Raw genomic sequence first — 23,738 nt, 5'->3', positions numbered from 1 at the left:
TATGCCGCAGCCGCAAGATTCATACATAAATTTACATACCCTGTGGTGAGTTTCAGTGCCTCACCACAGGGCCGGGCTTAGACGAAGTAGAGTGACAGGGACTCGGCAATGTAAGCGGGCTTTTCCTGGCCTTCGATTTCCAGGGTGGCGGTGGCTTTGAGCAGCCACTGGCCGGGCTTTTTCTCGGTGACGTCTGTCAGCGTCACGTTCAGGCGCACCTTGGAGTTGACCTTTACCGGCTGGATGAAACGCACGCTGTCCAGGCCATAGTTGACCGCCATCTTCAGCCCTTCGGGCACGATCAGGATGTCTTCCATCAGCTTGGGCATCAGCGACAGCGACAGGAAACCATGGGCGATGGTGGTGCCGAACGGGGTCTGCGCGGCCTTGACCGGGTCGATGTGGATGAACTGATGATCGCCGGTGGCTTCCGCGAACAGGTTGATGCGCGCCTGGTCGATGGTGAGCCATTCGGAACGTCCCAGTTCCTTGCCGACATAATCTTTGAGCTGCGCTACAGGTACATAGGGCATTGCGTCTCTCCTGGGTTCATCGATTTTTATAATGTGCGAGATCCAATGTAGATCATCATGAGCAATGAGGTCGGTCAAGCCACCATGCTTTTGGCGAATGCCGGTGCATAGAGCGGGCGTGCTTATAATGCGGGCATGTTGAAAGGGGGATAGGACGGATGTTGTTACGTGGGCTGACATGGCTGGTGCTGTTCCAATTGATCGGCACGGCACTCAATCACTTGCTGCTGCCGGTACTGCCGGGGCCGATTATTGGCTTGCTGCTGATGCTCGGTTACCTGGTGTGGCGTGGCGAAGTCGGCGAGCCCTTGAGTTTGGCGGCCAGTAGCCTTTTGCGTTACTTGCCATTGCTGTTGGTGCCACCTGCGGTGGGCGTGATGGTGTACGCCAAGGACATTGCCGCTGATTTCTGGGCGATTGTCGGCGCACTGGTGCTGTCGCTGTTGATTGCCATGGCGTTCGTCGGCGTGCTGATGCAGCAGATGGTCAAGCGCAAGGAGAAGGATCAATGATCGTTGACGGGCATGGCGCGTGGACCGCGGTGATTCATCACCCATTGTTCGGCATCGGCATCACCCTCGGCGCCTATCAACTGGTGTTGGCCGCGTTTGAGAAAACCCGCTGGATCTTCCTGCAACCGGTACTTGTCTCGATGCTGCTGGTGATCGGTGTGTTGCTCACCTGCGGGCTGAGTTACACCGAGTACCGCAAGAGCACCGAGATCATGGGCATCCTGCTGGGGCCGGCCACCGTCGCGCTGGCGGTGCCGCTTTATCTGAACCTGCGGCGCATTCGCCAATTGTTCTGGCCGATTTTTACTACGCTGGTGATAGGCGGCGTGTTGGCCACTGGCCTGTGTGTGTTGCTGGGCGGGTGGTTCGGTGCCGAGCACATGATGCTGATGACCATGGCGCCCAAGTCGGTGACCTCGCCGATCGCCATGCTGGTGGCCGAGCAGATCGGCGGCGTGGCGGCGCTGGCGGCGGTGTTCGTACTGATTACCGGGGTGGTGGGCGCGATGGTGGGGCCGGCACTGCTGTCGCGTCTGGGCGTGCACAGCCCCGAGGCACGCGGCATGGCGCTGGGCATGACCGCTCACGCCGTCGGCACCTCGGTGGCGTTGCAGGAAAGCGAGGAGTGCGGCGCCTTTGCGGCGCTGGCCATGAGTCTGATGGGCGTGGCCACGGCGGTGTTCTTGCCGCTGGCCGTGTCGGTGATCGTTTAAATCGGGGTTAAGGAAACGTTTATGAGTCTGGCGCTGTTCCCCCTCAATACCGTGCTGTTCCCGGGCTGTACCCTCGATTTGCAACTGTTCGAGGCGCGCTACCTGGACATGATCAGCCGCTGCATGAAAAAGGGCGAAAGCTTTGGCGTGGTGTGCATCCTCGACGGCCAGGAAGTTGGCCAGGCGCCGGACGGCTACGCGTTGATCGGCTGTGAAGCGTTGATCCGCGACTTCAAGCAGCAGGACAACGGCCTGCTGGGGATTCGCGTCGAAGGCGGGCGCAGGTTCCGTGTGCGTGATGCCGGCGTGCAGAAAGACCAACTGCTGGTGGCTGAGGTGCAATGGCTCGAAGAGCAGGCGGATCAGCCGCTGGAAGAAGAGGACGCTGACCTGTTGGCGCTGCTCCAGGCGCTGGCCGAGCACCCCATGGTCGCGTCACTGGATATGGACGCCCGCGCCGAGGGGCAGCAGGCCTTGGGCAATCAACTGGCGTATCTGCTGCCCTTCACGGAGGCCGACAAGATCGACTTGCTGCAGCTGGACGACCCGCAGCAACGCCTGGATGCGATCCAGATGTTGCTCGATGAGTTGCAGGGTGAGCTGTTCACCTGATTTCGGATCTTTCTGGCGTAGTTGTCAGACGTTGCTTCGTTGTTTTGCCTGCACTGCCTGCAATAGTTCCCGGCCACACAATCAGGGTTAGGGGATGAAGATGATTCGGCTGACGCAATCGGAGCAGGTGGTCTGGGACGGGTTTTTTGTCAGCGTTACCGTGCAGTTGATCCAGCAGGAAGTAAAACGCGGCCCGGAATATATCGCCGAGCGCGCGGCGCAGATCGCGGATGAGATGTTACTGGAGCGGCGTGAGCGGTGTGTTGAGCGCCGAGCCGCACCCGTTGACTGGGTCGGCCCGGCCGTGGGTCAGTAGGCGTACCGCAGCAGTGCGTGAGGCGTGCCGGTGAGCGCGATGAAACTCAGCACTGCGACCAGGGCGGGCAGCAGCAGCCACCAGGTTTTTTGCGACATGGCTGGCAGCGGGCGTCGATATTCACAGACGACCAGGCTGAACGCACACACCGTCATCGCCAGCAGGGTACCGGCCAGGATGTCGGTGGGCCAATGAGCGCCCAGGTACACCCTCGACAATGCGATGAAGGCGGCGGGAATACAGCCCAGCAGCATCCAGGTCAGGCGTAAACGCACAGGTTGTCCGCGACCGGCCAGGATAGCCAAGGCCAGGAAAAACGCGAACGCGCCGGACGCGTGGCCGCTGGGCATGCTGAAGCTGGTCAGCGGGTCTGTAAGGATTTCTGGCCTGCCACGGGCGAAGAACAGCTTGGTCCCGGTATTGATGACAGCGGCCCCGGCCAGTGTCACACCAACAAACACCGCATGACGCCATTGCCGCGCCAGTAGCAGCAAACCGGTGAATACGGCGCTGGCGAAGAACATCTTCTTGAACTCACCCAGCTGGGTGATGCGCACCATCACTTCGTCCAGCCATCCACTGCGGTGTTCCTGCACGAGGGCGCTGAGGCCCTGGTCAAAGTTGTCCAGCGAGTGGTAGCCAATGAACAACGCAATCAACAGCGTCAGGCTGGCGCAACCGATCCACACCGTGGTACGGCGATGGCCGCGCAGGCTGCTGTTCAGGCTCAGCCCGATCACGACGGCCAGGCATCCCGCAACCACGGCTGCCTCGGGCCAGAACCCTTCCGGCAGAGGCAGGCGGAACGCAGCACCGGTGGCCCAGCCCGGCAACAGGTACGCCACCGACCAACCGGCCGCCGCAACAATGCTCACCACGGCAAAACGCGGGAAAGGCATGTCGCACATGCCAGCGACCATCGGCAGCATTGGCCGCAGTGGGCCAATGAAACGTCCTACCAACAGGCTGGCAATGCCGTACTTGTGGAAATAGGTTTCGGCGCCGTTCATCCACTCGGGGTGATGACGCAGGCCAGGCAGGCGCCGGATGTTCTGGTGGAAATGTCGGCCAAGGAAGTAGGAAACCCCGTCACCCAGCAGCCCGCCGAGAAAGCCCAGCAACAGGGTTTCACTCAGGGGCAGCGCGCCACTGCCGGCCAGCGCGGCAATGGCAAACAGCAATACCGTGCCGGGCACGATCAGCCCGGCAATGGCCAGGCACTCCACGCAGGCGACGATAAATACCGCTACCGCCAGCCATTGCGGGTTCAGGGTCAGCCAGCCGGTGATGCTATCGAGCCATTGGCCCATAAAACGTCTCCATGTATGCAATACAAAATCTGATAGGGCGATGATCAAGGGTGGGATCGGCTGCGTTGCGGATGTCGATTTCCAGCAACTGCAGCCGCTTCAATTCAAATCAAAAAATAATCCCGGCCTTCGACCTGGCCGCGGCGCAGCGGGTTCCGTGTGCAATAAGGCGCGTAGCCAGCATCGACGAAGCGGTACATCAGGTGTTCATCGCGCCCGCTGGGAATGCCCAGGCGGGTGGCCTGGATAATCTGGGTCGGTACCTGTCCAACATCCTCAACGTAGAGCAATTCCTGATCGAAGCGCTTGGCGTCCCACATCGGCACCTTCAACCCCAGGGCTTTGCACAGCAATGTCTGGCCGGCGCAGAGTTTTTGCGCGGCGCGTGGGCTGCCGTCAGGATTCGGGTTGTTCAGCAGCATCTGCGCCAGGCTCGCCGGGCCGGAGAATTCATCGACCCACGGATACGCCGATTTGATCAGCACGGCATTGCCCGGTCCTTGTGCGCTGAAGTTCAGCGAATCACCGCCCCGGGCGTAGTACATGTAGATGTGACCACCATCCAGAAACAAAGCCTTACGCTTTTCTGTGTAGCCCAGTGACGCGTGGCTGCCTTTTTCGGCCACGTAATAGGCTTCGGTTTCGATAATTCGCGCCGAAAGCCAGAATTCACCGACGCGATGGCGTATGACTTTTCCGAGCAATGCCTGCGCAAGAAGTTGCGCGTCCCGGTCGAAGAAGCTGTCGGGCAGGGCGCTTGCGGGGAGTTGGGATGGTGAGCTGGGCATGGCGGTCGGGGTTAATACGGCTAAAAGTGTTCGAATAATAACAACTCCCACCTTAATTACCGCTGAACCCCGGGTTTTTGCAGTTCATTTCGACCATCCGCCCCTCACCGCTGTCAGTCGAGCGGCGTCGCAGCTATAATCTGCCGCTTTCCTCCCTGCCAAGATTCCCTGACCATGACTGAGTCCGTTCTTGACTACATGACCCGCCTGGGTCGCGCTGCCCGTCAGGCCTCGCGGTTGATCGCCCGTGCGAGCACTGCGCAGAAGAATCGCGCCCTGCTGGCGGCCGCCGACGCTCTGGATGCTTCGCGCTCCGAGCTCACCGCCGCCAACGAGCAAGACCTGGCCAATGGCCGCGCCAATGGCCTGGAGCCGGCACTGCTGGACCGCCTGGCGCTGACCCCGGCCCGTATCGACGACATGATCGAAGGCCTGCGTCAGGTGGCCAAGCTGCCTGACCCCATCGGTGAAATCCGCGACATGCGCTACCTGCCGTCCGGCATCCAGGTGGGCAAGATGCGCGTGCCCCTGGGCGTGATCGGCATCATCTATGAGTCGCGTCCGAATGTGACCATCGACGCCGCGAGCCTGTGCCTCAAGTCTGGCAATGCCACCATCCTGCGTGGCGGCTCCGAAGCGATCAATTCCAATCGCGCCATCGCCGCCTGCATCCAGCAGGGCCTCGCGGTAGCCGAGTTGCCCGCTGAAGTGGTGCAAGTGGTGGAAACCACCGACCGTGCGGCCGTGGGCGCGCTGATCACGATGCCGGAATTCGTCGATGTGATCGTGCCGCGCGGTGGCAAGAGCCTGATCGAACGCGTCAGCCGTGATGCCAAGGTGCCAGTGATCAAGCACCTGGACGGCGTGTGCCACGTGTTTATCGACGTTGCCGCCGACATCGATAAGGCCATCCGCATCGCCGACAACGCCAAGACCCACCGCTACGCCCCGTGCAACACCATGGAAACCCTGCTGGTGCACGTCGGCATTGCCGAACGCGTGCTGCCGCCGCTGGCTGCCATCTACCGGGACAAAGGTGTGGAATTGCGGGGTTGCGAGCGTACTCGCGCACTGTTGGGCGCGGACGTGATCGAAGCGACCGAGCAGGACTGGTACACCGAGTACACGGCGCCGATCCTGTCGATCAAGATCGTTGACGACCTCGACGCCGCCATCGAACATATCAACACCTACGGTTCCAAGCATACCGACGCCATTGTTTCCGAGCATTTCAGCGATGCGCGGCGTTTCCTCAACGAAGTGGATTCCGCTTCGGTGATGATCAACGCCTCGACGCGTTTTGCCGACGGCTTCGAGTATGGCCTGGGCGCGGAGATCGGCATTTCCACCGATAAGCTCCACGCACGCGGCCCGGTTGGCCTGGAAGGGCTGACCAGCGAGAAGTACGTGGTGTTCGGCGACGGTCATGTGCGCACTTGATGGGTAAACGCATCGGGCTGCTCGGCGGTACTTTCGACCCCGTGCACATCGGCCATTTGCGCAGCGCCCTGGAAGTCGCGGATGCTCTCGCGTTGGACGAGTTGCGCGTGATGCCCAACGCCAGGCCGCCGCATCGCGATACGCCGCAGGTGTCACCGCAGCAACGTCTGGAAATGGTGCGCCTGGCCGTAGAGGGCATTGCGCCACTGGTGGTGGACGACCGCGAACTCAAGCGCAATAAACCGTCCTACACTGTTGACACCCTGGAACTGATGCGCGCCGAACTGGCCGCGGATGACCAACTGTTTCTGCTTTTGGGCTGGGACGCATTTTGCGGCCTGCCCTCTTGGCATCGTTGGGAGGAACTCCTCCAGCATTGCCACATCCTGGTTCTGCAACGCCCGGATGCCGACAGCGAACCGCCGGATGCCTTGCGCAACCTGCTGGCCGCGCGGTCGGTAAGTGACCCCTTGGCCCTGACCGGGCCGAACGGGAATATTGCATTCGTCTGGCAGACCCCGCTTGCGGTGTCCGCCACCCAGATCCGTCAACTGCTGGCCAGCGGTAAGTCGGTACGTTTCCTGGTGCCTGACGCGGTCCTGGCCTACATCGATGCGCACGGGCTTTACCGTGCGTCGAACTGAAAAGGCGCGCTTGAGCGTACGCACAGTCGTACAGCGAGCGCCCGAACATACGAGCAAAACGAGTTTTATATGACGAACAAAGACGTAAGCAAAGTTAAGCGCAAAGGCACCTTCAAAAGCGCTCCGCTGCCGGTTGAAGCCCACACCGGCCCTGAGCTGGCTGGCGAAGAGCTGGTGAAAGTCGCCGTGGCGGCCCTGGAAGACGTCAAGGCCCAGGACATCCAGGTGCTGGACGTGCGCGACAAGCAGAGCATCACCGACTACATGATCATCGCCACCGGTACCTCCAACCGCCAGATCGGCGCGATGCTGGACAAGGTCCGCGAAGCCGTCAAAGCCCAGGGCGTGAAGCCATTGGGTGAAGAAGGCAAGGGCGACAGTGACTGGGTCCTGCTGGACATGGACGACGTGATCGTTCACATGATGACTTCCAACGCTCGCCAGTTCTACGACCTGGAACGTCTGTGGAAAGGCGCCGAGCAGAGCCGTGCCGCCGATGGCAAGCACCACAGCCCGGAAGTGGGCCATGCGCACTTCGACAAGCTGAACAAAGACCAGGAATAAGGAACGGCTGTGCGCCTGCGTCTGATTGCTGTCGGTTCACGCATGCCCAAGTGGGTGGAAGAAGGCTGGCACGAGTATGCCAAGCGTCTGCCCGCTGAGCTGTCGCTGGAATTGGTAGAGATACCGCTCAACACCCGGGGCAAGAATGCCGACGTGGCGCGCTTTATCCGTCAGGAAGGCGAAGCCATGCTGGCCAAGGTCGGCCCCAACGAGCGCATTGTCACGCTTGAAGTGCACGGCAAACCCTGGAGCACCGAGCAACTGGCGGTGGAACTGGATCGCTGGCGCCTGGATTCGCGCACGGTCAACTTCATGGTCGGCGGCCCCGAAGGGCTGGCGCCGGAAGTCTGTGCGCGGGCCGACCAGCGTTGGTCGCTGTCGGCGCTGACGTTGCCGCACCCGTTGGTAAGGATCCTGATCGGTGAACAGCTGTATCGCGCCTGGACAGTCCTGTCCGGGCACCCTTACCACAAATAGTCTGCGCCTCTTTCGATGACCCAGCCGATCCGCATCAAGGACCACGAGAAAGACGCACGTCTGGTACGCGCGCGGGTCGTGTTCGGCGCGTTTTTGGTCGTGGGCCTGATCGGGGTGTTGATTGCGCGCCTGTATTTCCTGCAGGTGATCCAGTACGACTATCACTCCACACTGTCGGAAAACAACCGGGTGCATGTGCAGCCGATTCCGCCAACCCGTGGCTTGATCTTCGACCGCAATGGCGTGGTGGTGGCGGATAACCGGCCTAGCTTCAGCCTGAGCATGACCCGCGAACGCTCCGGCGACTGGCAGCAGGTCCTCGATGTGATCGTCGATGTGCTGCAACTGACGCCGGAAGACCGGGTGATCTTCGAGAAACGCATGAAACAGGGGCGCCGGCCATTCGAGCCGGTGCCGATCCTGTTCGAGCTGAACGAAGAGCAGATCGCCCGGATCGCGGTGAACCAATTCCGTTTGCCCGGTGTGGAAGTGGTGGCGCAGTTGGTGCGGCATTACCCGCAAGGGCCGCACTTTGCCCACTCCGTCGGCTACATGGGACGGATCAACGAGAAAGAGCTGAAAAGCCTCGATCCCGTCAATTACAGCGGCACCCACCATATCGGCAAGACCGGCATCGAGCGCTTCTACGAGCCCGAGCTGCACGGCCAGGTGGGTTACGAAGAGGTCGAGACCAACGCCCGTGGCCGCGTGCTGCGGGTGCTCAAGCGCACCGACCCGGTACCCGGCAAGGACATCGTGCTGAGCCTGGACATCAAGTTGCAGGAAGCCGCGGAAATGGCCCTCGGCGGGCGTCGTGGCGCGGTCGTGGCGCTGGACCCGAAAACCGGCGAAGTACTGGCGATGGTCAGTCAGCCGAGTTTCGACCCGAACCTGTTCGTCACCGGCATCAGCTTCAAGGCCTATGCCGAGCTGCGCGATTCCATCGACCGGCCGCTGTTCAACCGCGTGTTGCGCGGTTTGTACCCGCCGGGTTCGACCATCAAGCCCGCCGTGGCGATTGCTGGCCTGGATGCGGGTGTTGTGACGGCTTCGAGCCGGGTCTACGACCCCGGTTACTACATGCTGCCCAATTACGATCACAAATACCGGAACTGGAACCGCACCGGCGACGGCTATGTCGATTTGGACACTGCGATCATGCGTTCCAACGACACCTATTTCTACGACCTGGCCCATAAGCTGGGGATCGACCGCTTGTCCACTTACATGGGCAAGTTCGGCCTGGGTCAGAAGGTCTCCCTGGACATGTTCGAAGAGTCTCCTGGCCTGATGCCATCGCGGGAGTGGAAGCGCGCGACCCGCCGTCAGGCGTGGTTCCCGGGTGAGACCCTGATCCTCGGTATCGGCCAGGGCTACATGCAGGCCACGCCGCTGCAACTGGCCCAGGCCACGGCGCTGGTGGCCAACAAAGGTATCTGGAACCGTCCGCACCTGGCCAAGACCATCGAAGGCGAAAAGCCCGTGGATGACAACCCGATTCCGGACATCGTGCTGCGTGACGCGTCGGACTGGACCAAGGTCAATCACGGCATGCAACAGGTAATGCACGGCGCCCGCGGTACCGCGCGCAAGGCGGCAATCGGCGCGCAATACCGGATTGCCGGCAAGAGCGGTACCGCTCAGGTGGTAGCGATCAAGCAGGGCGAGAAATACGACCGTTCCAAGGTCCAGGAACGCCACCGCGACCACGCCTTGTTTGTCGGCTTCGCGCCGGCGGACGACCCGAAGATCGTCGTGGCAGTGATGGTCGAGAACGGCGAATCCGGCTCCGGCGTCGCAGCCCCTGTGGTGCGCCAAGTGATGGACGCCTGGCTGTTGGCCGACGACGGCAGGCTCAAGCCCGAATATGGCGGCCCCCCTTCAAGCACCGAGGTTACGGCCAGTGAAGAGTAATTTTGACCGCATCCTCTCCAGCGAGGATGTGATGCGTCGCCGCGCGACGTTGTTGCAGCGCATGCACATTGACGGCCCGCTGCTGATCCTGCTGCTGACCCTGGCCGCCGGCAGCCTGTTCGTGCTGTATTCGGCCAGCGGCAAGAACTGGGACCTGCTGATCAAGCAGGCGTCGTCGTTCGGCCTGGGCCTGTTGTCGATGGTGGTGATCGCCCAGCTCGAGCCGCGTTTCATGGCGCGCTGGGTGCCGCTCGGTTATGTGGCCGGCGTGTTGCTGCTGGTGGTGGTGGACGTGATGGGCCACAACGCCATGGGCGCGACACGCTGGATCAACATTCCGGGGGTGATTCGCTTCCAACCGTCGGAATTCATGAAGATCCTCATGCCCGCCACCATCGCCTGGTACCTGTCCAAGCGCACCTTGCCGCCACAGCTCAAGCACGTGGGGATCAGCCTGATGCTGATCGGCGTGCCGTTTATCCTGATCGTGCGCCAGCCTGACCTCGGCACATCGTTGCTGATCCTGGCGGGCGGGGCCTTCGTGCTGTTCATGGGTGGCCTGCGCTGGCGCTGGATCCTCAGCGTGCTGGCGGCTGCCGTGCCTGTGGCCATCGCCATGTGGTTCTTCTTTATGCACGATTACCAGAAGCAGCGGATTCTCACGTTCCTCGATCCGGAAAGCGACCCGTTGGGTACCGGCTGGAACATCATCCAGTCGAAGGCGGCCATTGGCTCCGGCGGCGTATTTGGTAAAGGTTGGTTGCTGGGCACTCAGTCGCACCTGGACTTCCTGCCCGAAAGCCACACCGACTTCATCATCGCGGTATTGGGCGAAGAGTTCGGCCTGGTGGGCATTTGCGCGCTGTTGCTGATCTACCTGCTGTTGATTGGTCGTGGCCTGGTGATTACCGCCCAGGCGCAGACGCTGTTCGGCAAACTGCTGGCCGGCGCGTTGACCATGACGTTTTTTGTTTATGTTTTCGTCAACATCGGTATGGTCAGTGGCCTGCTGCCGGTGGTGGGGGTGCCGTTGCCATTCATTAGCTACGGCGGAACTTCGCTGGTGACATTGCTGTCAGCGTTTGGGGTTTTGATGTCGATTCATACGCATCGCAAATGGATCGCACAGGTTTGAATAAGGTGAAGATGTCAATGCAAGTAATGCGCGGCTGGGCGACTCGGCATGCGTCCTGGATGGGCCTGATTGGCCTGCTGGGCGCGACGCAGGAGGCGCAGGCCGGTGACTACGATGGTTCACCCCAGGTCGCCGAATTTGTCGGTGAGTTGACCCGCGACTACGGGTTTGCAGGCGAACAACTGATGGGCGTGTTCCGCGAGGCGCAAAAGAAGCAGGCGATCCTCGACGCCATCTCTCGCCCGGCCGAACGGGTGAAGCAGTGGAAGGAATATCGACCGATGTTCCTCACCGACGCCCGCGTCGCCCGTGGTGTGGACTTCTGGCGCCAGCATGAAGCCGTGTTGGCCCGCGCCGAGCAGGAATACGGCGTGCCGGCCCAGGTGATTGTCTCGATTATCGGCATTGAAACCTTTTACGGCCGTAATACCGGTAATTACCGGGTGATCGACGCCTTGTCGACCCTGGGCTTCGATTACCCGCCGCGCGCCGAATTCTTCCGCAAGGAACTGCGTGAATTCCTGCTGCTGGCCCGCGAAGAGCAGGTCGACCCGCTGACCCTCAAGGGTTCCTATGCCGGTGCGATGGGCTTGCCGCAGTTCATGCCGAGCAGCTTTCGCGCCTACGCGGTGGACTTTGACGGCGACGGCCATATCAACATCTGGAGCAACCCGGACGATGCCATCGGCAGCGTGGCCAGCTACTTCAAACGCCATGGCTGGGTGGGGGGCGAAGACGTGGTGATCCGCGCCGATGTGACCGGGGAGCGTGCCGATGAAGGCCTGACCCAGGGCATCGAGCCGGTGAAGACGGTCGGGGAGTTGCGGGCGCTGGGTTGGTCGAGTCAGAATGCGCTGCCTGACGACTTGCCGGTCACGGCGTTCCGTCTTGAAGGCGAAAACGGCCCGGAATACTGGATGGGCCTGAAGAATTTCTACGCAATCACGCGTTATAACCGCAGTGTGATGTACGCCATGGCCGTGCATCAGCTGTCAGACATGCTGGTCCAAGCACGGGGCACTAAGTAATGCGGGCATCGCCGTTCAATCAACCGCTCAAGCTGGTGGCGTTCGTCGCGTTGTCCCTGCTGGTCGCCAGTTGCTCCACCAGCCGCGCGCCGACGCAAAAAACCGGGGGCGCGGTGGTCCGTTCCCAGCCGGGCCTGGACATCAACCGCGCGCACAAAGACGGCGCGCCGTGGTGGGACGTCGACGTCTCGAAGATCCCGGATGCCACACCGACCCTGCACACCGGCCCGTACAAGGCCAACCCCTATACCGTGCTGGGCAAGAGCTATTTCCCGCTGCAGGAATCCAAGACCTACGTGCAGTCGGGCACGGCGTCCTGGTACGGCACCAAGTTCCATGGCCAGAACACCGCCAACGGCGAAGTGTATGACCTGTACGGCATGAGCGCGGCCCACAAGACCCTGCCGCTGCCCAGCTATGTGCGCGTGACCAACCTGGACAACAATCGCACGGTGATCCTGCGGGTCAACGACCGCGGGCCGTTCTATTCCGATCGCATCATCGACTTGTCCTACGCGGCCGCGAAGAAACTCGGCTACGCCGAAACCGGCACCGCACGGGTAAAAGTCGAAGGCATCGACCCGGCGCAGTACTGGGCCCAGCGTGGTAAACCGGCGCCGCTGATGCTCAACGAGCCGCAGACACCACAACCGCAAATCACCGCATCGACCGGCAAGGTCGAGCAGTGGACCCCGCCGCCACAGCAGCACGCGCCGGACACCGTGGCCGTGCCTCAGGCCGCCCAGGGCAGTTCGCTGGCCGGGGGGCAATACCTGCAGGTCGGCGCTTTCGCCAACCCGGATGCGGCAGAACTGTTAAGGTCCAAGCTCAGCAGCATGGTCAACGCGCCCGTCTTCATCAGTTCCATCGTGCGTAACCAGCAGACTCTGCACCGCGTGCGTATGGGCCCGATCGGTTCGCCAAGCGAAGTCGCACAAGTGCAGAACAGCGTGCGTCTGGCCAACCTGGGGCAACCCAGCGTGGTCACCGCCGAATAACAAGGATTGACGGTACGGGCCTGCGGGCCTGGCCCTGGTTGTCGGCTCGATGAATAACAAGAACCCCGGGGAAAGGGGTGGGCGCGCAACCGAACACGTGACAGCCTGGCAGCGGGCTGTCTGAATACGTTTTGCCCGCGAGGGCAAGTTTCCATAAGCAATTTCGAGAGACGGATGAACATCACCACCTTAGCCAAACGCACGTGCCTGCTTCTTTCGCTGATCATCACCCCGGCCGCCTGGGCGGTTGAAATGGTGCCGGCTTCCCCGCAACTGGCTGCCAAGGCCTGGGTCCTCATGGACGCCGCCAGCGGCAACGTGCTGGTAGAGAGCAACGGTGACCAGCGCCTGCCGCCGGCCAGCCTGACCAAGCTGATGACCGCCTACATCGCGACCCTGGAAATCCGTCGCGGCCAGATCGGCGAGAACGACCCGGTGACCGTCAGCGAAAACGCCTGGCGTACCGGCGGTTCGCGCATGTTCATCAAGGTGGGTTCGCAGGTAACCGTGAGCGACCTGCTGCACGGCATCATCATCCAGTCCGGCAACGACGCCAGCGTGGCGCTCGCCGAGCACATCGCCGGCAGCGAAGACGCATTCGCCGACATGATGAACAAGACTGTGGCTGACCTGGGCATGACCAACAGCCACTTCATGAACCCGACCGGCCTGCCGAACCCTGAGCACTACTCCTCGGCTCACGACATGGCGATCCTGGCCCGCGCGATCATCCGCGTCGATCCGGTTCACTACGCGATCTACTCCCAGAAAGAGTTCTTCTGGAACAACATCAAGCAGCCTAACCGCAACCTGCTGCTGTGGCGCGACAAGACCGTCGACGGTCTGAAAACCGGCCACACCGAAGAGGCCGGCTACTGCATGGTTTCGTCCGCTGTCCGTGATGGCCAGCGCCTGATTGCCGTGGTTTTCGGCACCAATAGCGAGCAGGCCCGTGCGGCCGAGACGCAAAAGCTGCTGACCTACGGTTTCCGTTTCTTCGAAACCCAGACCTTCTATCAGAAGGGTGCCGAGCTGGCGACCGCGCCAGTGTGGAAAGGCGCTACCGCCCAAGTCAAAGCCGGCCTGGCTGAAGACCTGACCCTGACCATGCCTAAAGGCCAGCTGAAAAAGCTCGCTGCCAGCATGACCATGAACCCGCAACTGGTTGCCCCCATCGCCAAGGGCGACGTGATCGGTAAAGTCGAAGTGAAGCTGGACGACAAGGTGGTGCACAGCGCCGACCTGATCGCGCTGGACGCTGTCGACGAAGGTGGTATCTTCCGTCGCGTGTGGGATAGCATCCGTCTATTCTTCTACGGCTTGTTCAACTGATTCAGTGCATCTGCAAGGCCCCGCGTTGAACCGACGCGGGGTTTTGTCGTCGCCAAGGCATACGCTTACGAGGCCGTTACGCCATGACCGATACCGAAGTAAAGGCGCCGAAAATCGAATTCCCGGTGGTGGACTATCCCATCAAGGTGATCAGCGATACCGGCGTAGGCCGCAAAGACCTGATCCTCGAAATCGTGCGCAAGCACGCGACGATCAACGACCAACGCGTGGATGAGCGCTCCAGCTCGACCGGCAAATACACCACGATCCAATTGCACATCGTAGCGATTGATCAAGACCAGCTCTACAACATCAACAGCGAACTGCGGGCCACTGGCTTCGTGCACATGGTGCTCTGATGCCAGGCGTCCTGGGCTTTCGCGAGCTCGGCCAGATGGCCTATGAGCCCGTCTGGCACGCCATGCAGCGGTTCACCAATGAGCGTGGCAGCACGGCGCCGGATGAAATCTGGCTGGTGGAACACCCGCCGGTGTTCACCCAGGGCCAGGCTGGCAAGGCCGAGCATTTGCTGTTGCCGGGTGATATTCCGGTGGTGCAGGTCGACCGAGGTGGCCAAGTGACTTACCATGGCCCGGGACAACTTGTCGCATACCTGTTGCTGGACGTGCGCAAGCTGGGTTTTGGCGTGCGCGACCTGGTCAGCCGTATGGAGGCTTGCCTCATCGAGCTGCTGGCGAGCTACGGCGTGAGCGCCGCGGCCAAGCCCGATGCACCCGGTGTGTATGTGGACGGCGCGAAAATCGCGTCCCTGGGGCTGCGCATTCGTCACGGTTGTTCGTTTCACGGCCTGGCCCTGAATGTGGACATGGACCTGGCGCCGTTCCGGCGGATCAACCCGTGCGGGTACGCCGGGCTGCCGATGACCCAACTGAGCGACCACGCCACACCGATTAAATTTGCCGAGGTAAGTGCCCGGCTGCGCGCGCAGCTCGTCAAACACCTCGACTATGCTGAGCAGACGACCCTTACGGGCGGAATCGACTGATTATGACTACTGATGCAGTGCAAACCATGATCCCGACGGTGGACGTTACTGACCGTCCGGCCCCGGCCCCGCGTGCCAAGGTGGAAGCCGGCGTCAAGCTGCGCGGCGCCGAGAAGGTTGCACGCATCCCGGTGAAGATCATTCCGACCACCGAACTGCCGAAGAAACCCGACTGGATTCGGGTGCGCATCCCGGTTTCGCCGGAAGTCGACCGTATCAAGGCCCTGCTGCGCAAACACAAGCTGCACAGTGTGTGCGAAGAAGCCTCCTGCCCGAACCTGGGCGAGTGCTTCTCCGGCGGCACCGCCACCTTCATGATCATGGGTGACATCTGCACCCGTCGTTGCCCGTTCTGCGACGTTGGCCACGGCCGGCCGAAGCCGCTGGACGTCAACGAGCCGGAAAGCCTGGCCATCGCCATCGCCGACCTGCGCCTCAAGTACGTGGTGATCACCTCGGTTGACCGCGACGACCTGCGTGACGGCGGTGCCCAGCACTTTGCCGACTGCATCCGCGAGATCCGCAAGCTGTCGCCAAACGTCATGCTCGAAACCCTGGTCCCGGACTACCGTGGCCGCATGGACGTGGCGCTGGAAATCACCGCCGCCGAGCCGCCGGATGTGTTCAACCACAACCTGGAAACCGTGCCGCGCCTGTACAAGGCCGCGCGTCCGGGTTCGGACTATCAGTGGTCGCTGACCCTGCTGCAGAAATTCAAGCAGATGATGCCGCACATCCCGACCAAATCCGGCCTGATGCTGGGCCTGGGCGAGACCGACGAAGAAGTCATCGAAGTCATGAAGCGCATGCGCGAACACGACATCGACATGCTGACCCTGGGCCAGTACCTGCAACCGTCCCGCAGTCACTTGCCGGTGCAGCGTTTCGTGCACCCGGACACCTTCGCCTGGTTCGCCGAGGAAGGTTACAAGATGGGCTTCAAGAACGTTGCATCGGGCCCGCTGGTACGTTCGTCGTACCACGCCGATGAGCAGGCCAAGCTGGTCAAGGCGAGCCTGGTTTCGTAACACCGATTTGAGCAGCACCGCAGGTCCAATGTGGGAGGGGGCTTGCCTCTGATAGCGGTGTGTCAGATCAGTAGATCTGGTGCTGATACACCGCCATCGGGGGCAAGCCCTCTCCCACATTTCGTTTCGCATCAGTGAGGGAGATTCGTGGATGACCGCTGCCGTACCCGCATTGCGTGCCGAGGGCACTATCGCCCTGATCGCCCCCGCCGGCCCTGCTGCGCTGGACGTCGAAAAAGCCGGCCATTGGATGCGCGCCCGTGGTTACGACCTGCGTATTTTCCCCGGTGTCTACGAGCGCGACGGCTATCTCGCCGGCAGCGATAAAACCCGCCTCACCGACCTTCACGAAGCCTTCTCCGACCCCGACATTGATGCGATCTTCTGCCTGCGCGGCGGCTACGGCACGCCACGCCTGCTGGACAGCATCGATTTCGACCTGCTGCGCGCCCATCCCAAGCCGTTTGTCGGCTACAGCGACATCACGGCCGTGCACCTGGCCATCAGCCGCTACGCCGGTTTTGTGACCTTCCACGGTCCGATGCTCAATGCCGACCTGCTGGGGGACAAGCAGCCGCCGACCGAGTCTTCACTGCTCAGTATGCTGCGCGGCGATCTCGTCGCCGGTAGCCTGCTGGCGCACCCGGTGGCCTACCCACTGACGACGATTGCCCCTGGCATCGCCTGTGGGCGCTTGCTGGGGGGTAACCTGTCGATGATCGCGGCGGTCATGGGCACGCCTTACGAGATTGACGCCGAAGGCATCATCCTGTTGATCGAAGACGTCAACGAGCCCCTCTACCGCATCGACCGCCTGCTGACGCATTTGCGCCTGGCAGGCAAGTTGGCGCAGGTCGCCGGTGTGTTGGTGGGGGATGTGGCGGGGGTGGATACGTTGGCGTTGGAGCGCCTGCTCAAGCAAACCTTCGAGCCACTCTGCGTTCCGGTGCTGTCCGGGTGGCGCAGCGGGCATTGCGACCCGAACCTGACACTGCCGATGGGCGCGTTGGTGCGGCTGGATGCGGGGGAGCAGCGGTTGGTGTTGGAGCAGGATGTGGTGTTCAAACCCTGAAAAACTGTTGTTTGTGATGCCGTCATCGGGGGCAAGCCCCCTCCCGCACTTTGATTTTTGAATACAGTCAAATGTGGGAGGGGGCTTGCCCCCGATAGCGACAGTCGCCATAAGCCGATCTAACGGTTCTGCAATGACTCCAGCAGCTTCACCGTTGGAAAACCATCCGCCGGCCAGCCCTGCGCTTGCTGCGCCGCACGAATCGCCTTGCGCGTATTGGCGCCGATAATCCCATCCGGGTTGCCCGCGTCATAGCCGTTGGCGTTCAGCGCGGTTTGCAGGTCGATACGCTGGGAACGGCTCAGCGGCAGCTCATCTGTTGGCCACGCGCCACGAATCACGCCACCACCGCCAAAGCGTTCAGAGAGCAAGCCAACGGCCAGCGCATAGGACGAGGAGTTGTTGTATTTGAGGATTGCGCGGAAGTTATCCAGCACCAGGAACGCCGGGCCACGGTAGCCGGCAGGCAGCAGCAGGGCGGCGGACAGTTGCTCGACGTTGGGTGGCAGGCTCGCGCCGGGTGGCAATTGGATGCCCAGTTGCAGCCATTCAGCGACCGGCTTGCGCACGCTGCCATCGGCCAGGGCGAAGTCGAAGTTCGTGGGCAGTGGACTCACTTCAAAGCCCCACGGCTGGCCTTTCTGCCAGCCGGAGCTTTGCAGGTAGTGGGCGGTGGAGGCGAGGGCATCGGCCGGGCTGTTCCAGATGTCGCGACGGCCATCGCCATCGAAATCTACGGCGTGGGTGTTGTAAGTGGTCGGGATGAATTGGGTCTGGCCCATGGCACCGGCCCAGGAGCCTTTCATCTGGTCAGCCGGGATATCGCCGTGCTGGATGATCTGCAGCGCCGCCAGCAATTGCGCCTGGGCAAACGCCGGGCGGCGGCCTTCGTAGGCCAGCGTTGCCAGGGAGCGGATCACCGAATTGTTGCCCTGGAACTGGCCGAAGTTGCTTTCCATGCCCCATACCGACACCAGCGCCTGGCGGTCGACGCCATAACGTTGTTCGATACTCTGCAGGATATCGGCGTGCTTGATCAGCAACGCCTGGCCATTGCGTACCCGCAGTGGCGACAGGGCGCCGTTGAGGTATTCCCACACCGGGCGGGAAAACTCCGGCTGGCTGCGGTCGGCGCGAATCACCGCCATGTCGGGGCTGACGTTGGCGAATGCAGTATCAAAGACTGCGGGAGTGATCCCGGCGCTCAACGCTTGTTCGCGGAAGCCCGCCTGCCATTCGGCAAAGGTCTGGGTGGGCTGGATGTCCAGGTTGTCCACCGCCAGGGGTGCCACGACAGCAGGGGCCGCGACCGGTGCGGTCTGGAGCTTGGGCAGCGGCTGGGCGTCGGCAGCGGTAGGCTTCTCCGCGCAGGCGACGAGCAGAATGAGGCTGGAGGCAGCGATCAATTGGCGAAGGTGCCAACGATGGGAAAGACTAGAGGGCATGCACAGGTCCAGGGATTACCAATCAGGTGCAGACCTTATCATGCCGGAGGGGCGCTTGCCTTCAGGCAGCCAGAAAGTAAGAAGCCTCCCAGCTATTAGACTGGAAGGCTTCGCGGCGGTAGCTGCCTTTGCCCTTGCCGGCGCGTTCCTGACGGCTGCGGAACAGTGGCTGGGCAATGATGGATTTGGCCTTGTTGGGGCCATGCTTGGATGGCTTTTTGCTCATGGTTTTTACTCGCGTGGGTGGGAACGGTGCAAATAATCTGCCGAAATTGAATGGCTGTAAAGGCCGTCAAATTTCAGGCAATGTAAATGCGATCCACTGTGTTTGAGAGAGGCGTTATTCAGCAGGAAGGGTCAGGCGCTGCCCGGCCATCAATAACGACAAGCGGCTCAAGCTCATCCATGGTGAACCCGCTGCCTGGCCCTTGATTTGCGCGTCAATACGCTGCGCCTCAAGCAACAGCTGCGCCCAGCGTTGCGCCGAGTGCCGTTGCAGGGCTTTGCTCATCAGTGGTTTGCGCTTGTCCCACACGGGCGGGCGGGCCTGGCTGAAGCACTTGTCCAGCGGCGTGCCCTGGCTGTACTGCAAGGCAATATTGGCCAGCACTCGCAACTCGCGGGCCAGCGCCCAGAGAATCACCGGCGGCTCCACACCCTCGCCGCGCAGGCCTTCAAGCATGCGCAGGGCGTGGGCAGGTTCGCCGTTGAGGATCGCATCCACCAGCCCGAACACATCAAAGCGCGCGCTATCGGCCACCGCGCCTTGCACGGTTTCGACGGTGATCTGCCCGTCTTCGGCCATCAGCTTGAGCTTTTCGATCTCCTGGGCGGCAGCCAGCAGGTTGCCTTCGACCCGGGCGGCGATCAGTTCCACCGCATCCTGCGTGGCAGACAACCCCGATTGGGACAGGCGCTGGCGAATCCACTGCGGCAGTTGATTGCTGTCCACCGGCCAGATCTGGATGAACTGGGTCTGCGTGCCTTCCACCAGCGCCTTGCCCCACTTGGTCTTCTGCGCGCTGCCGTCGAGCTTGGGCAAGCTGATCAGCAATACCGTGTCTTCGGCGGGCCGCGAGCAGTATTCCATCAGGGCTGCCGCGCCTTTGTCCCCAGGCTTGCCCGAAGGCAGGCGCAGTTCCAGCAGACGTTTTTCGGCAAACAGCGACATGCTCGCACCGGCCTGCAGCAGCGTGCCCCAGTCAAAACTGGCGTCGGCGGCGAACACCTGGCGTTCATCGAAACCTTGTTGGCGGGCGGCGCTGCGGATGGCGTCGGCGGCTTCCTGGCACAACAGCGGGTCGTCACCGCTGACGATATAGACAGGCGCGAGGCCACCTTGCAGGTGTTTGGCGAGTTGGGCGGGGGCGAGTTTCATAGGCGGGGCGAACGGGGCGCCTGGGGCGCCCCGTCTGGCTTACTCGGCAGGGACTTCAACAGGCGATTGTTTCGGCGTGTTGTCTTCGTACTCTTGCGCGGCTTTCAGCGCTTCGGCGTCAGCCCTGGCCTTTTCGTCGGCACGTTGCTGCAGGGTTTCCAGTTGCTGAGGGGTCAGCATCGACAGGCGCAGCACCATGCGTTGTACCAGTTCACGGCGCATTTCCTTACGCACTTGCAGGGACTCGGAGTCCGAACCCACCAGGTTGTTGCCGTCGTGGCTCACGACTTTCTGCACCTGGATGGTGTCGGTCAGCAGCGGCAGATGATCGCGGCCCTGGATTTCGAAAAAGAGCTCGTTGCTCAGTTCGATATCGGACGCACGCCCGGCGCTGGCGTAGCTCAGGTTGCGCTGGGTTTGTTTTTCGTCGGCCAGGTACAGCTTGTAGGTCGCGCCGGTGTAGACGTGAACGCCGCTGTTTTCCAGGACCTGACGCAGCTGTTTCACGGTTTCGCTGTAGGCGTCGCGGGCACTGACGTCCATTTCCTTGATCGTCATTTCGTTGGTGCCGGTACCGCGCAGCTGAAAGCCGCAGGCGCTCAGCATTACGGCAAGGCCTATCACCAGCAGATTGCGTTTGATCATTGTGTTGCTCCCCTTGAAACCATGTGGGCCTTATCGAGGCCCTGAAGGCTTTGTTCGGCGCGGAGCGTGAGCCCCGCGCCCGATCCGATTAGCTAGCGACGATATTGACCAGTTTGCCGGGCACCACGATCACTTTGCGGATCGTCAGGCCTTCGGTAAAGCGCAGCACATTCTCGTTGACCCGGGCAGCCGCCTCGACCTCTTCACGGCTGGCGGTGGCCGGCATGTCGATCTGGCCGCGCAGCTTGCCGTTGACCTGGATCACCAGTTGCAGCGTGTCCTGCACCAGGGCGCTGTCATCCTGTTTTGGCCAGGCGGCGTCGATGACGGCGCCGCTGTGACCCAGGCGGGCCCACAGGTCGTGGCTGATGTGCGGCGTGATCGGTGCCAGCAGCAGGGTGACCGTTTCCAGGCCTTCCTGTATCAGTGCGCGGTCCTGCTCGGTGGCTTGCGGCGCTTTTTCCAGCACGTTCATCAGCGTCATCACCTGAGCGATGGCGGTGTTGAACTTGTGGTTCTGGCCCACGTCCTGGCTGGCTTGCTTGATGGCCAGGTGGGTGCTGCGGCGAATCAGTTTCTGCTCGTCGCTCAGCGCGGCCACGTCCAGCGTGCCCGGCAGGCCTTGGCTCACATGGGCGTGTGCCAGGCGCCAGACGCGCTTGAGGAAACGGTGCGACCCTTCGACGCCGGAGTCGGACCATTCGGCGCTCATGTCCGGCGGCGAGGCGAACATCATGAACAGGCGGCAAGTGTCGGCGCCGAACTGGTCGATCATCGACTGAGGGTCGACGCCGTTGTTCTTCGACTTGGCCATCTTCTCGGTGCCGCCGATTTCCACCGGCAGGCCGTCGGCGATCAGCTTGGCGCTGATGACCTTGGCCTTGCTGTCGCGCTCAAGCTCGACATCGGCCGGGTTGAACCAGGTAAAGGCGCCGTTGGCTTCGCGGCGATAGTAGGTCTCGGCGACCACCATGCCCTGGGTCAGCAGGTTCTTGAACGGTTCGTCGGAACTCACCAGGCCTTCGTCGCGCATCAGCTTGTGGAAGAAGCGCGCGTACAGCAGGTGAAGAATGGCGTGTTCGATGCCGCCAATGTACTGATCCACCGGCAACCAATGGTCGGCTGCAGATTTTTCCACCAGGCCACCCTCGTAGTGCGGCGAGGCGTAGCGGGCGTAGTACCACGAGGACTCGACGAAGGTGTCCATGGTGTCGGTTTCACGCTTGGCAGGCTGGCCGCATTTCGGGCAGCTGCACTCATAGAACTCGGGCATGCGCGCCAGCGGCGAACCGGCGCCGTCCGGCACAACGTCTTCCGGCAGGACGACCGGCAGTTGGTCTTCCGGTACTGGCACGTCGCCACAACTTTCGCAGTGAATGATCGGGATCGGGCAGCCCCAGTAGCGCTGGCGGCTGATGCCCCAGTCGCGCAGGCGGAACTGAGTGCGCGAAGCGCCCAGGTTCTTCTTGACCAGTGCAACTTCGATCGCATCGAAAGCGCCCTGGAAGTCCAGGCCGTCGAACTCGCCGGAGTTGATCAGGGTGCCGTGCTCGCCGTAGGCGTCTTGCCATGGGGCCGGGTTGGTGTCGCCCGAGCTGGTGCGTACCACGGATTTGATCGGCAGGCTGTACTTGGTGGCGAATTCGAAATCGCGCTCGTCGTGAGCCGGCACAGCCATTACTGCGCCATCGCCGTAGTGCATGAGCACGTAGTTGGCGACCCAGACGGGCAGCTTTTCGCCAGTCAATGGGTGTTCAACGAACAGGCCGGTCGGCAGGCCTTTTTTCTCCTGGGTGGCTACGTCGGCTTCGGCCACGCTGCCGCCTTTGCATTCGGCGATGAACGCCTGCAGTTCAGGATTGTTCTGTGCAGCCTGGGTGGCCAGCGGGTGCTCGGCGGCCACGGCGACGTAGGTCGCGCCCATCAGGGTGTCCGGACGGGTGGTAAAGACTTTGAGTGCGCCCGCTTCGCCGATCGAATCGACGTTGTAGGGGAACTGCACTTCCATGCCCTTGGACTTGCCGATCCAGTTGCGCTGCATGGTCTTGACCTGTTCAGGCCAGCCCGGCAGGTCGTCGAGGCTCGACAGCAGCTCATCCGCGTAGGCGGTGATCTTGAAGTAATACATCGGGATTTCGCGCTTTTCGATCAGCGCGCCGGAACGCCAGCCGCGACCGTCGATCACCTGCTCGTTGGCCAGGACGGTCTGGTCGATCGGGTCCCAGTTCACGGTGCCGCTTTTCTTGTAGATCACACCTTTTTCGAACAGGCGAGTGAACAGCCATTGTTCCCAGCGGTAGTAGTCCGGCTTGCAGGTGGTGACTTCGCGGGACCAGTCCACCGCCAGGCCGAGGCTGCGCAGCTGGTTTTTCATGTAGGCGATGTTTTCGTAGGTCCACTTGGCGGGCGCTACGTTGTTTTTCATCGCGGCGTTTTCCGCCGGCATGCCGAAGGCGTCCCAACCCATGGGTTGCAGGACGTTCTTGCCTTGCATGCGCTGGTAGCGGGAAATCACGTCGCCGATGGTGTAGTTGCGCACGTGCCCCATGTGTAGCTTGCCGCTGGGGTAAGGGAACATCGATAGGCAGTAGTAAGTCTCCTTGCCTGGCTGTTCACTGACTTCAAAGGACTTTTGCTCGTCCCAGAAGGTTTGGGCGGCATTTTCTATTTCACGGGGCTGATATTGTTCGTGCATGGCTACTTTTGAACTGAATAGGGGTGGCCTAATCCTCTTCGGTGCAGGCTTGGCTTGATCGACACCGGAAAGCGGCGCGTCCGTGCCCAGACCCTGCGGGAAGTGGAGTTACAGGAAGCGCCGTAGCATACATGACCCCACTCTATCGAGGGA

General features: G+C 61.8%; 25 protein-coding genes. 17 read left to right on the top strand and 8 right to left on the bottom strand.

The genetic code is table 11. From position 1 onward, the window contains the following. Positions 1-77: 77 nt before the first annotated feature. Positions 78-533 (bottom strand): MaoC family dehydratase, encoded by a 456-nt coding sequence (locus tag CQ041_RS16225; protein WP_105523440.1) that lies wholly within the window; start codon positions 531-533, stop codon positions 78-80. Between the two features lie 158 nt (positions 534-691). Here CQ041_RS16225 and CQ041_RS16220 point away from each other — a divergent pair, with 158 nt between their 5' ends. The 4 genes from CQ041_RS16220 (at position 692) to CQ041_RS16205 (ending at position 2,686) form a co-directional block, all read left to right on the top strand. After that, positions 692-1,045, top strand: coding sequence for a CidA/LrgA family protein (locus CQ041_RS16220; protein ID WP_105523439.1), 354 nt, complete (start codon positions 692-694; stop codon positions 1,043-1,045). Further along, positions 1,042-1,758, top strand: a complete 717-nt coding sequence (locus CQ041_RS16215) for an LrgB family protein (RefSeq protein ID WP_105523438.1) — start codon at positions 1,042-1,044, stop codon at positions 1,756-1,758. Before CQ041_RS16220 ends, CQ041_RS16215 begins: the two co-directional genes overlap by 4 nt. Positions 1,759-1,779: 21 nt before the next feature. Beyond that, the gene (locus CQ041_RS16210) at positions 1,780-2,370 is read left to right on the top strand and encodes an LON peptidase substrate-binding domain-containing protein (protein WP_105523437.1); all 591 of its coding nucleotides are present in this window, start codon (positions 1,780-1,782) and stop codon (positions 2,368-2,370) included. 100 nt (positions 2,371-2,470) lie between these two features. Then, positions 2,471-2,686, top strand: a complete 216-nt coding sequence (locus tag CQ041_RS16205; protein WP_105523509.1) for a hypothetical protein — start codon at positions 2,471-2,473, stop codon at positions 2,684-2,686. On the opposite strand, the gene CQ041_RS16200 is transcribed toward CQ041_RS16205, so the two are convergent. Both CQ041_RS16200 and CQ041_RS16195 read right to left on the bottom strand, forming a co-directional pair. Beyond that, entirely contained in the window at positions 2,680-3,996 is a 1,317-nt protein-coding gene (locus tag CQ041_RS16200; RefSeq protein ID WP_105523436.1) for a bifunctional DedA family/phosphatase PAP2 family protein, read from the bottom strand. The two genes, CQ041_RS16205 and CQ041_RS16200, sit on opposite strands and share 7 nt — an antisense overlap. Positions 3,997-4,100: 104 nt before the next feature. Continuing rightward, positions 4,101-4,784 carry a DNA-3-methyladenine glycosylase gene (locus CQ041_RS16195; protein ID WP_105523435.1) on the bottom strand — a complete coding sequence of 228 codons (684 nt, stop codon included), beginning with the start codon at positions 4,782-4,784 and terminating at the stop codon, positions 4,101-4,103. A gap of 174 nt (positions 4,785-4,958) precedes the next feature. Here CQ041_RS16195 and CQ041_RS16190 point away from each other — a divergent pair, with 174 nt between their 5' ends. From CQ041_RS16190 to CQ041_RS16130, 13 genes are all read left to right on the top strand, one after another. Continuing rightward, positions 4,959-6,224, top strand: coding sequence for a glutamate-5-semialdehyde dehydrogenase (locus CQ041_RS16190; protein ID WP_105523434.1), 1,266 nt, complete (start codon positions 4,959-4,961; stop codon positions 6,222-6,224). Beyond that, the gene (gene nadD / locus CQ041_RS16185; RefSeq protein WP_105523433.1) at positions 6,224-6,868 is read left to right on the top strand and encodes a nicotinate-nucleotide adenylyltransferase; all 645 of its coding nucleotides are present in this window, start codon (positions 6,224-6,226) and stop codon (positions 6,866-6,868) included. The genes CQ041_RS16190 and nadD overlap by 1 nt, the downstream gene beginning before the upstream one ends. A gap of 69 nt (positions 6,869-6,937) precedes the next feature. After that, the gene (rsfS, locus tag CQ041_RS16180; protein WP_010206793.1) at positions 6,938-7,432 is read left to right on the top strand and encodes a ribosome silencing factor; all 495 of its coding nucleotides are present in this window, start codon (positions 6,938-6,940) and stop codon (positions 7,430-7,432) included. 9 nt (positions 7,433-7,441) lie between these two features. After that, positions 7,442-7,909 (top strand): 23S rRNA (pseudouridine(1915)-N(3))-methyltransferase RlmH, encoded by a 468-nt coding sequence (gene rlmH / locus CQ041_RS16175; RefSeq protein WP_003176297.1) that lies wholly within the window; start codon positions 7,442-7,444, stop codon positions 7,907-7,909. Between the two features lie 15 nt (positions 7,910-7,924). Then, the gene (mrdA, locus tag CQ041_RS16170) at positions 7,925-9,823 is read left to right on the top strand and encodes a penicillin-binding protein 2 (RefSeq protein ID WP_105523432.1); all 1,899 of its coding nucleotides are present in this window, start codon (positions 7,925-7,927) and stop codon (positions 9,821-9,823) included. A 31-nt stretch (positions 9,824-9,854) separates the two neighbouring features. Beyond that, positions 9,855-10,958, top strand: a complete 1,104-nt coding sequence (gene rodA / locus CQ041_RS16165) for a rod shape-determining protein RodA (protein WP_163001978.1) — start codon at positions 9,855-9,857, stop codon at positions 10,956-10,958. 17 nt (positions 10,959-10,975) lie between these two features. After that, positions 10,976-11,986, top strand: coding sequence for a lytic murein transglycosylase B (mltB, locus tag CQ041_RS16160; protein ID WP_105523430.1), 1,011 nt, complete (start codon positions 10,976-10,978; stop codon positions 11,984-11,986). Beyond that, positions 11,986-12,984, top strand: a complete 999-nt coding sequence (locus tag CQ041_RS16155; protein WP_105523429.1) for a septal ring lytic transglycosylase RlpA family protein — start codon at positions 11,986-11,988, stop codon at positions 12,982-12,984. Before mltB ends, CQ041_RS16155 begins: the two co-directional genes overlap by 1 nt. Before the next feature lie 174 nt (positions 12,985-13,158). Then, positions 13,159-14,316 (top strand): D-alanyl-D-alanine carboxypeptidase family protein, encoded by a 1,158-nt coding sequence (locus tag CQ041_RS16150; RefSeq protein ID WP_105523428.1) that lies wholly within the window; start codon positions 13,159-13,161, stop codon positions 14,314-14,316. A gap of 83 nt (positions 14,317-14,399) precedes the next feature. After that, the gene (locus tag CQ041_RS16145) at positions 14,400-14,675 is read left to right on the top strand and encodes a DUF493 domain-containing protein (protein ID WP_105523427.1); all 276 of its coding nucleotides are present in this window, start codon (positions 14,400-14,402) and stop codon (positions 14,673-14,675) included. Further along, the gene (lipB, locus tag CQ041_RS16140; RefSeq protein ID WP_105523426.1) at positions 14,675-15,322 is read left to right on the top strand and encodes a lipoyl(octanoyl) transferase LipB; all 648 of its coding nucleotides are present in this window, start codon (positions 14,675-14,677) and stop codon (positions 15,320-15,322) included. Before CQ041_RS16145 ends, lipB begins: the two co-directional genes overlap by 1 nt. A gap of 26 nt (positions 15,323-15,348) precedes the next feature. After that, positions 15,349-16,350: a lipoyl synthase gene (gene lipA / locus CQ041_RS16135; RefSeq protein WP_017735632.1), complete on the top strand. Its 1,002-nt coding sequence runs from the start codon at positions 15,349-15,351 to the stop codon at positions 16,348-16,350. Positions 16,351-16,501: 151 nt separating this feature from the next. Beyond that, positions 16,502-17,422 (top strand): LD-carboxypeptidase, encoded by a 921-nt coding sequence (locus CQ041_RS16130; RefSeq protein ID WP_105523425.1) that lies wholly within the window; start codon positions 16,502-16,504, stop codon positions 17,420-17,422. 119 nt (positions 17,423-17,541) lie between these two features. Here the strand turns inward: CQ041_RS16130 and CQ041_RS16125 are convergent, their stop codons facing one another. From CQ041_RS16125 to leuS, 5 genes are all read right to left on the bottom strand, one after another. After that, positions 17,542-18,867, bottom strand: coding sequence for a lytic murein transglycosylase (locus tag CQ041_RS16125; protein WP_105523424.1), 1,326 nt, complete (start codon positions 18,865-18,867; stop codon positions 17,542-17,544). A 61-nt stretch (positions 18,868-18,928) separates the two neighbouring features. Beyond that, positions 18,929-19,093 carry an alternative ribosome rescue factor ArfA gene (arfA, locus tag CQ041_RS16120; RefSeq protein ID WP_003176285.1) on the bottom strand — a complete coding sequence of 55 codons (165 nt, stop codon included), beginning with the start codon at positions 19,091-19,093 and terminating at the stop codon, positions 18,929-18,931. Positions 19,094-19,207: 114 nt separating this feature from the next. Then, a complete protein-coding gene (gene holA / locus CQ041_RS16115; RefSeq protein ID WP_105523423.1) occupies positions 19,208-20,245 on the bottom strand; it encodes a DNA polymerase III subunit delta in 1,038 nt (345 codons plus the stop codon). A 39-nt stretch (positions 20,246-20,284) separates the two neighbouring features. Beyond that, positions 20,285-20,890 (bottom strand): LPS assembly lipoprotein LptE, encoded by a 606-nt coding sequence (lptE, locus tag CQ041_RS16110; RefSeq protein WP_105523422.1) that lies wholly within the window; start codon positions 20,888-20,890, stop codon positions 20,285-20,287. An 88-nt stretch (positions 20,891-20,978) separates the two neighbouring features. Continuing rightward, positions 20,979-23,585 (bottom strand): leucine--tRNA ligase, encoded by a 2,607-nt coding sequence (gene leuS / locus CQ041_RS16105; RefSeq protein ID WP_105523421.1) that lies wholly within the window; start codon positions 23,583-23,585, stop codon positions 20,979-20,981. Positions 23,586-23,738 lie beyond the last annotated feature (153 nt).

The sequence above is a fragment of the Pseudomonas sp. MYb60 genome, assembly GCF_002979555.1.
Lineage (GTDB): Bacteria > Pseudomonadota > Gammaproteobacteria > Pseudomonadales > Pseudomonadaceae > Aquipseudomonas.
The sequence above is the reverse complement of the archived record's forward strand: the minus strand, read 5'-3'. Positions and strand labels throughout refer to the sequence as shown.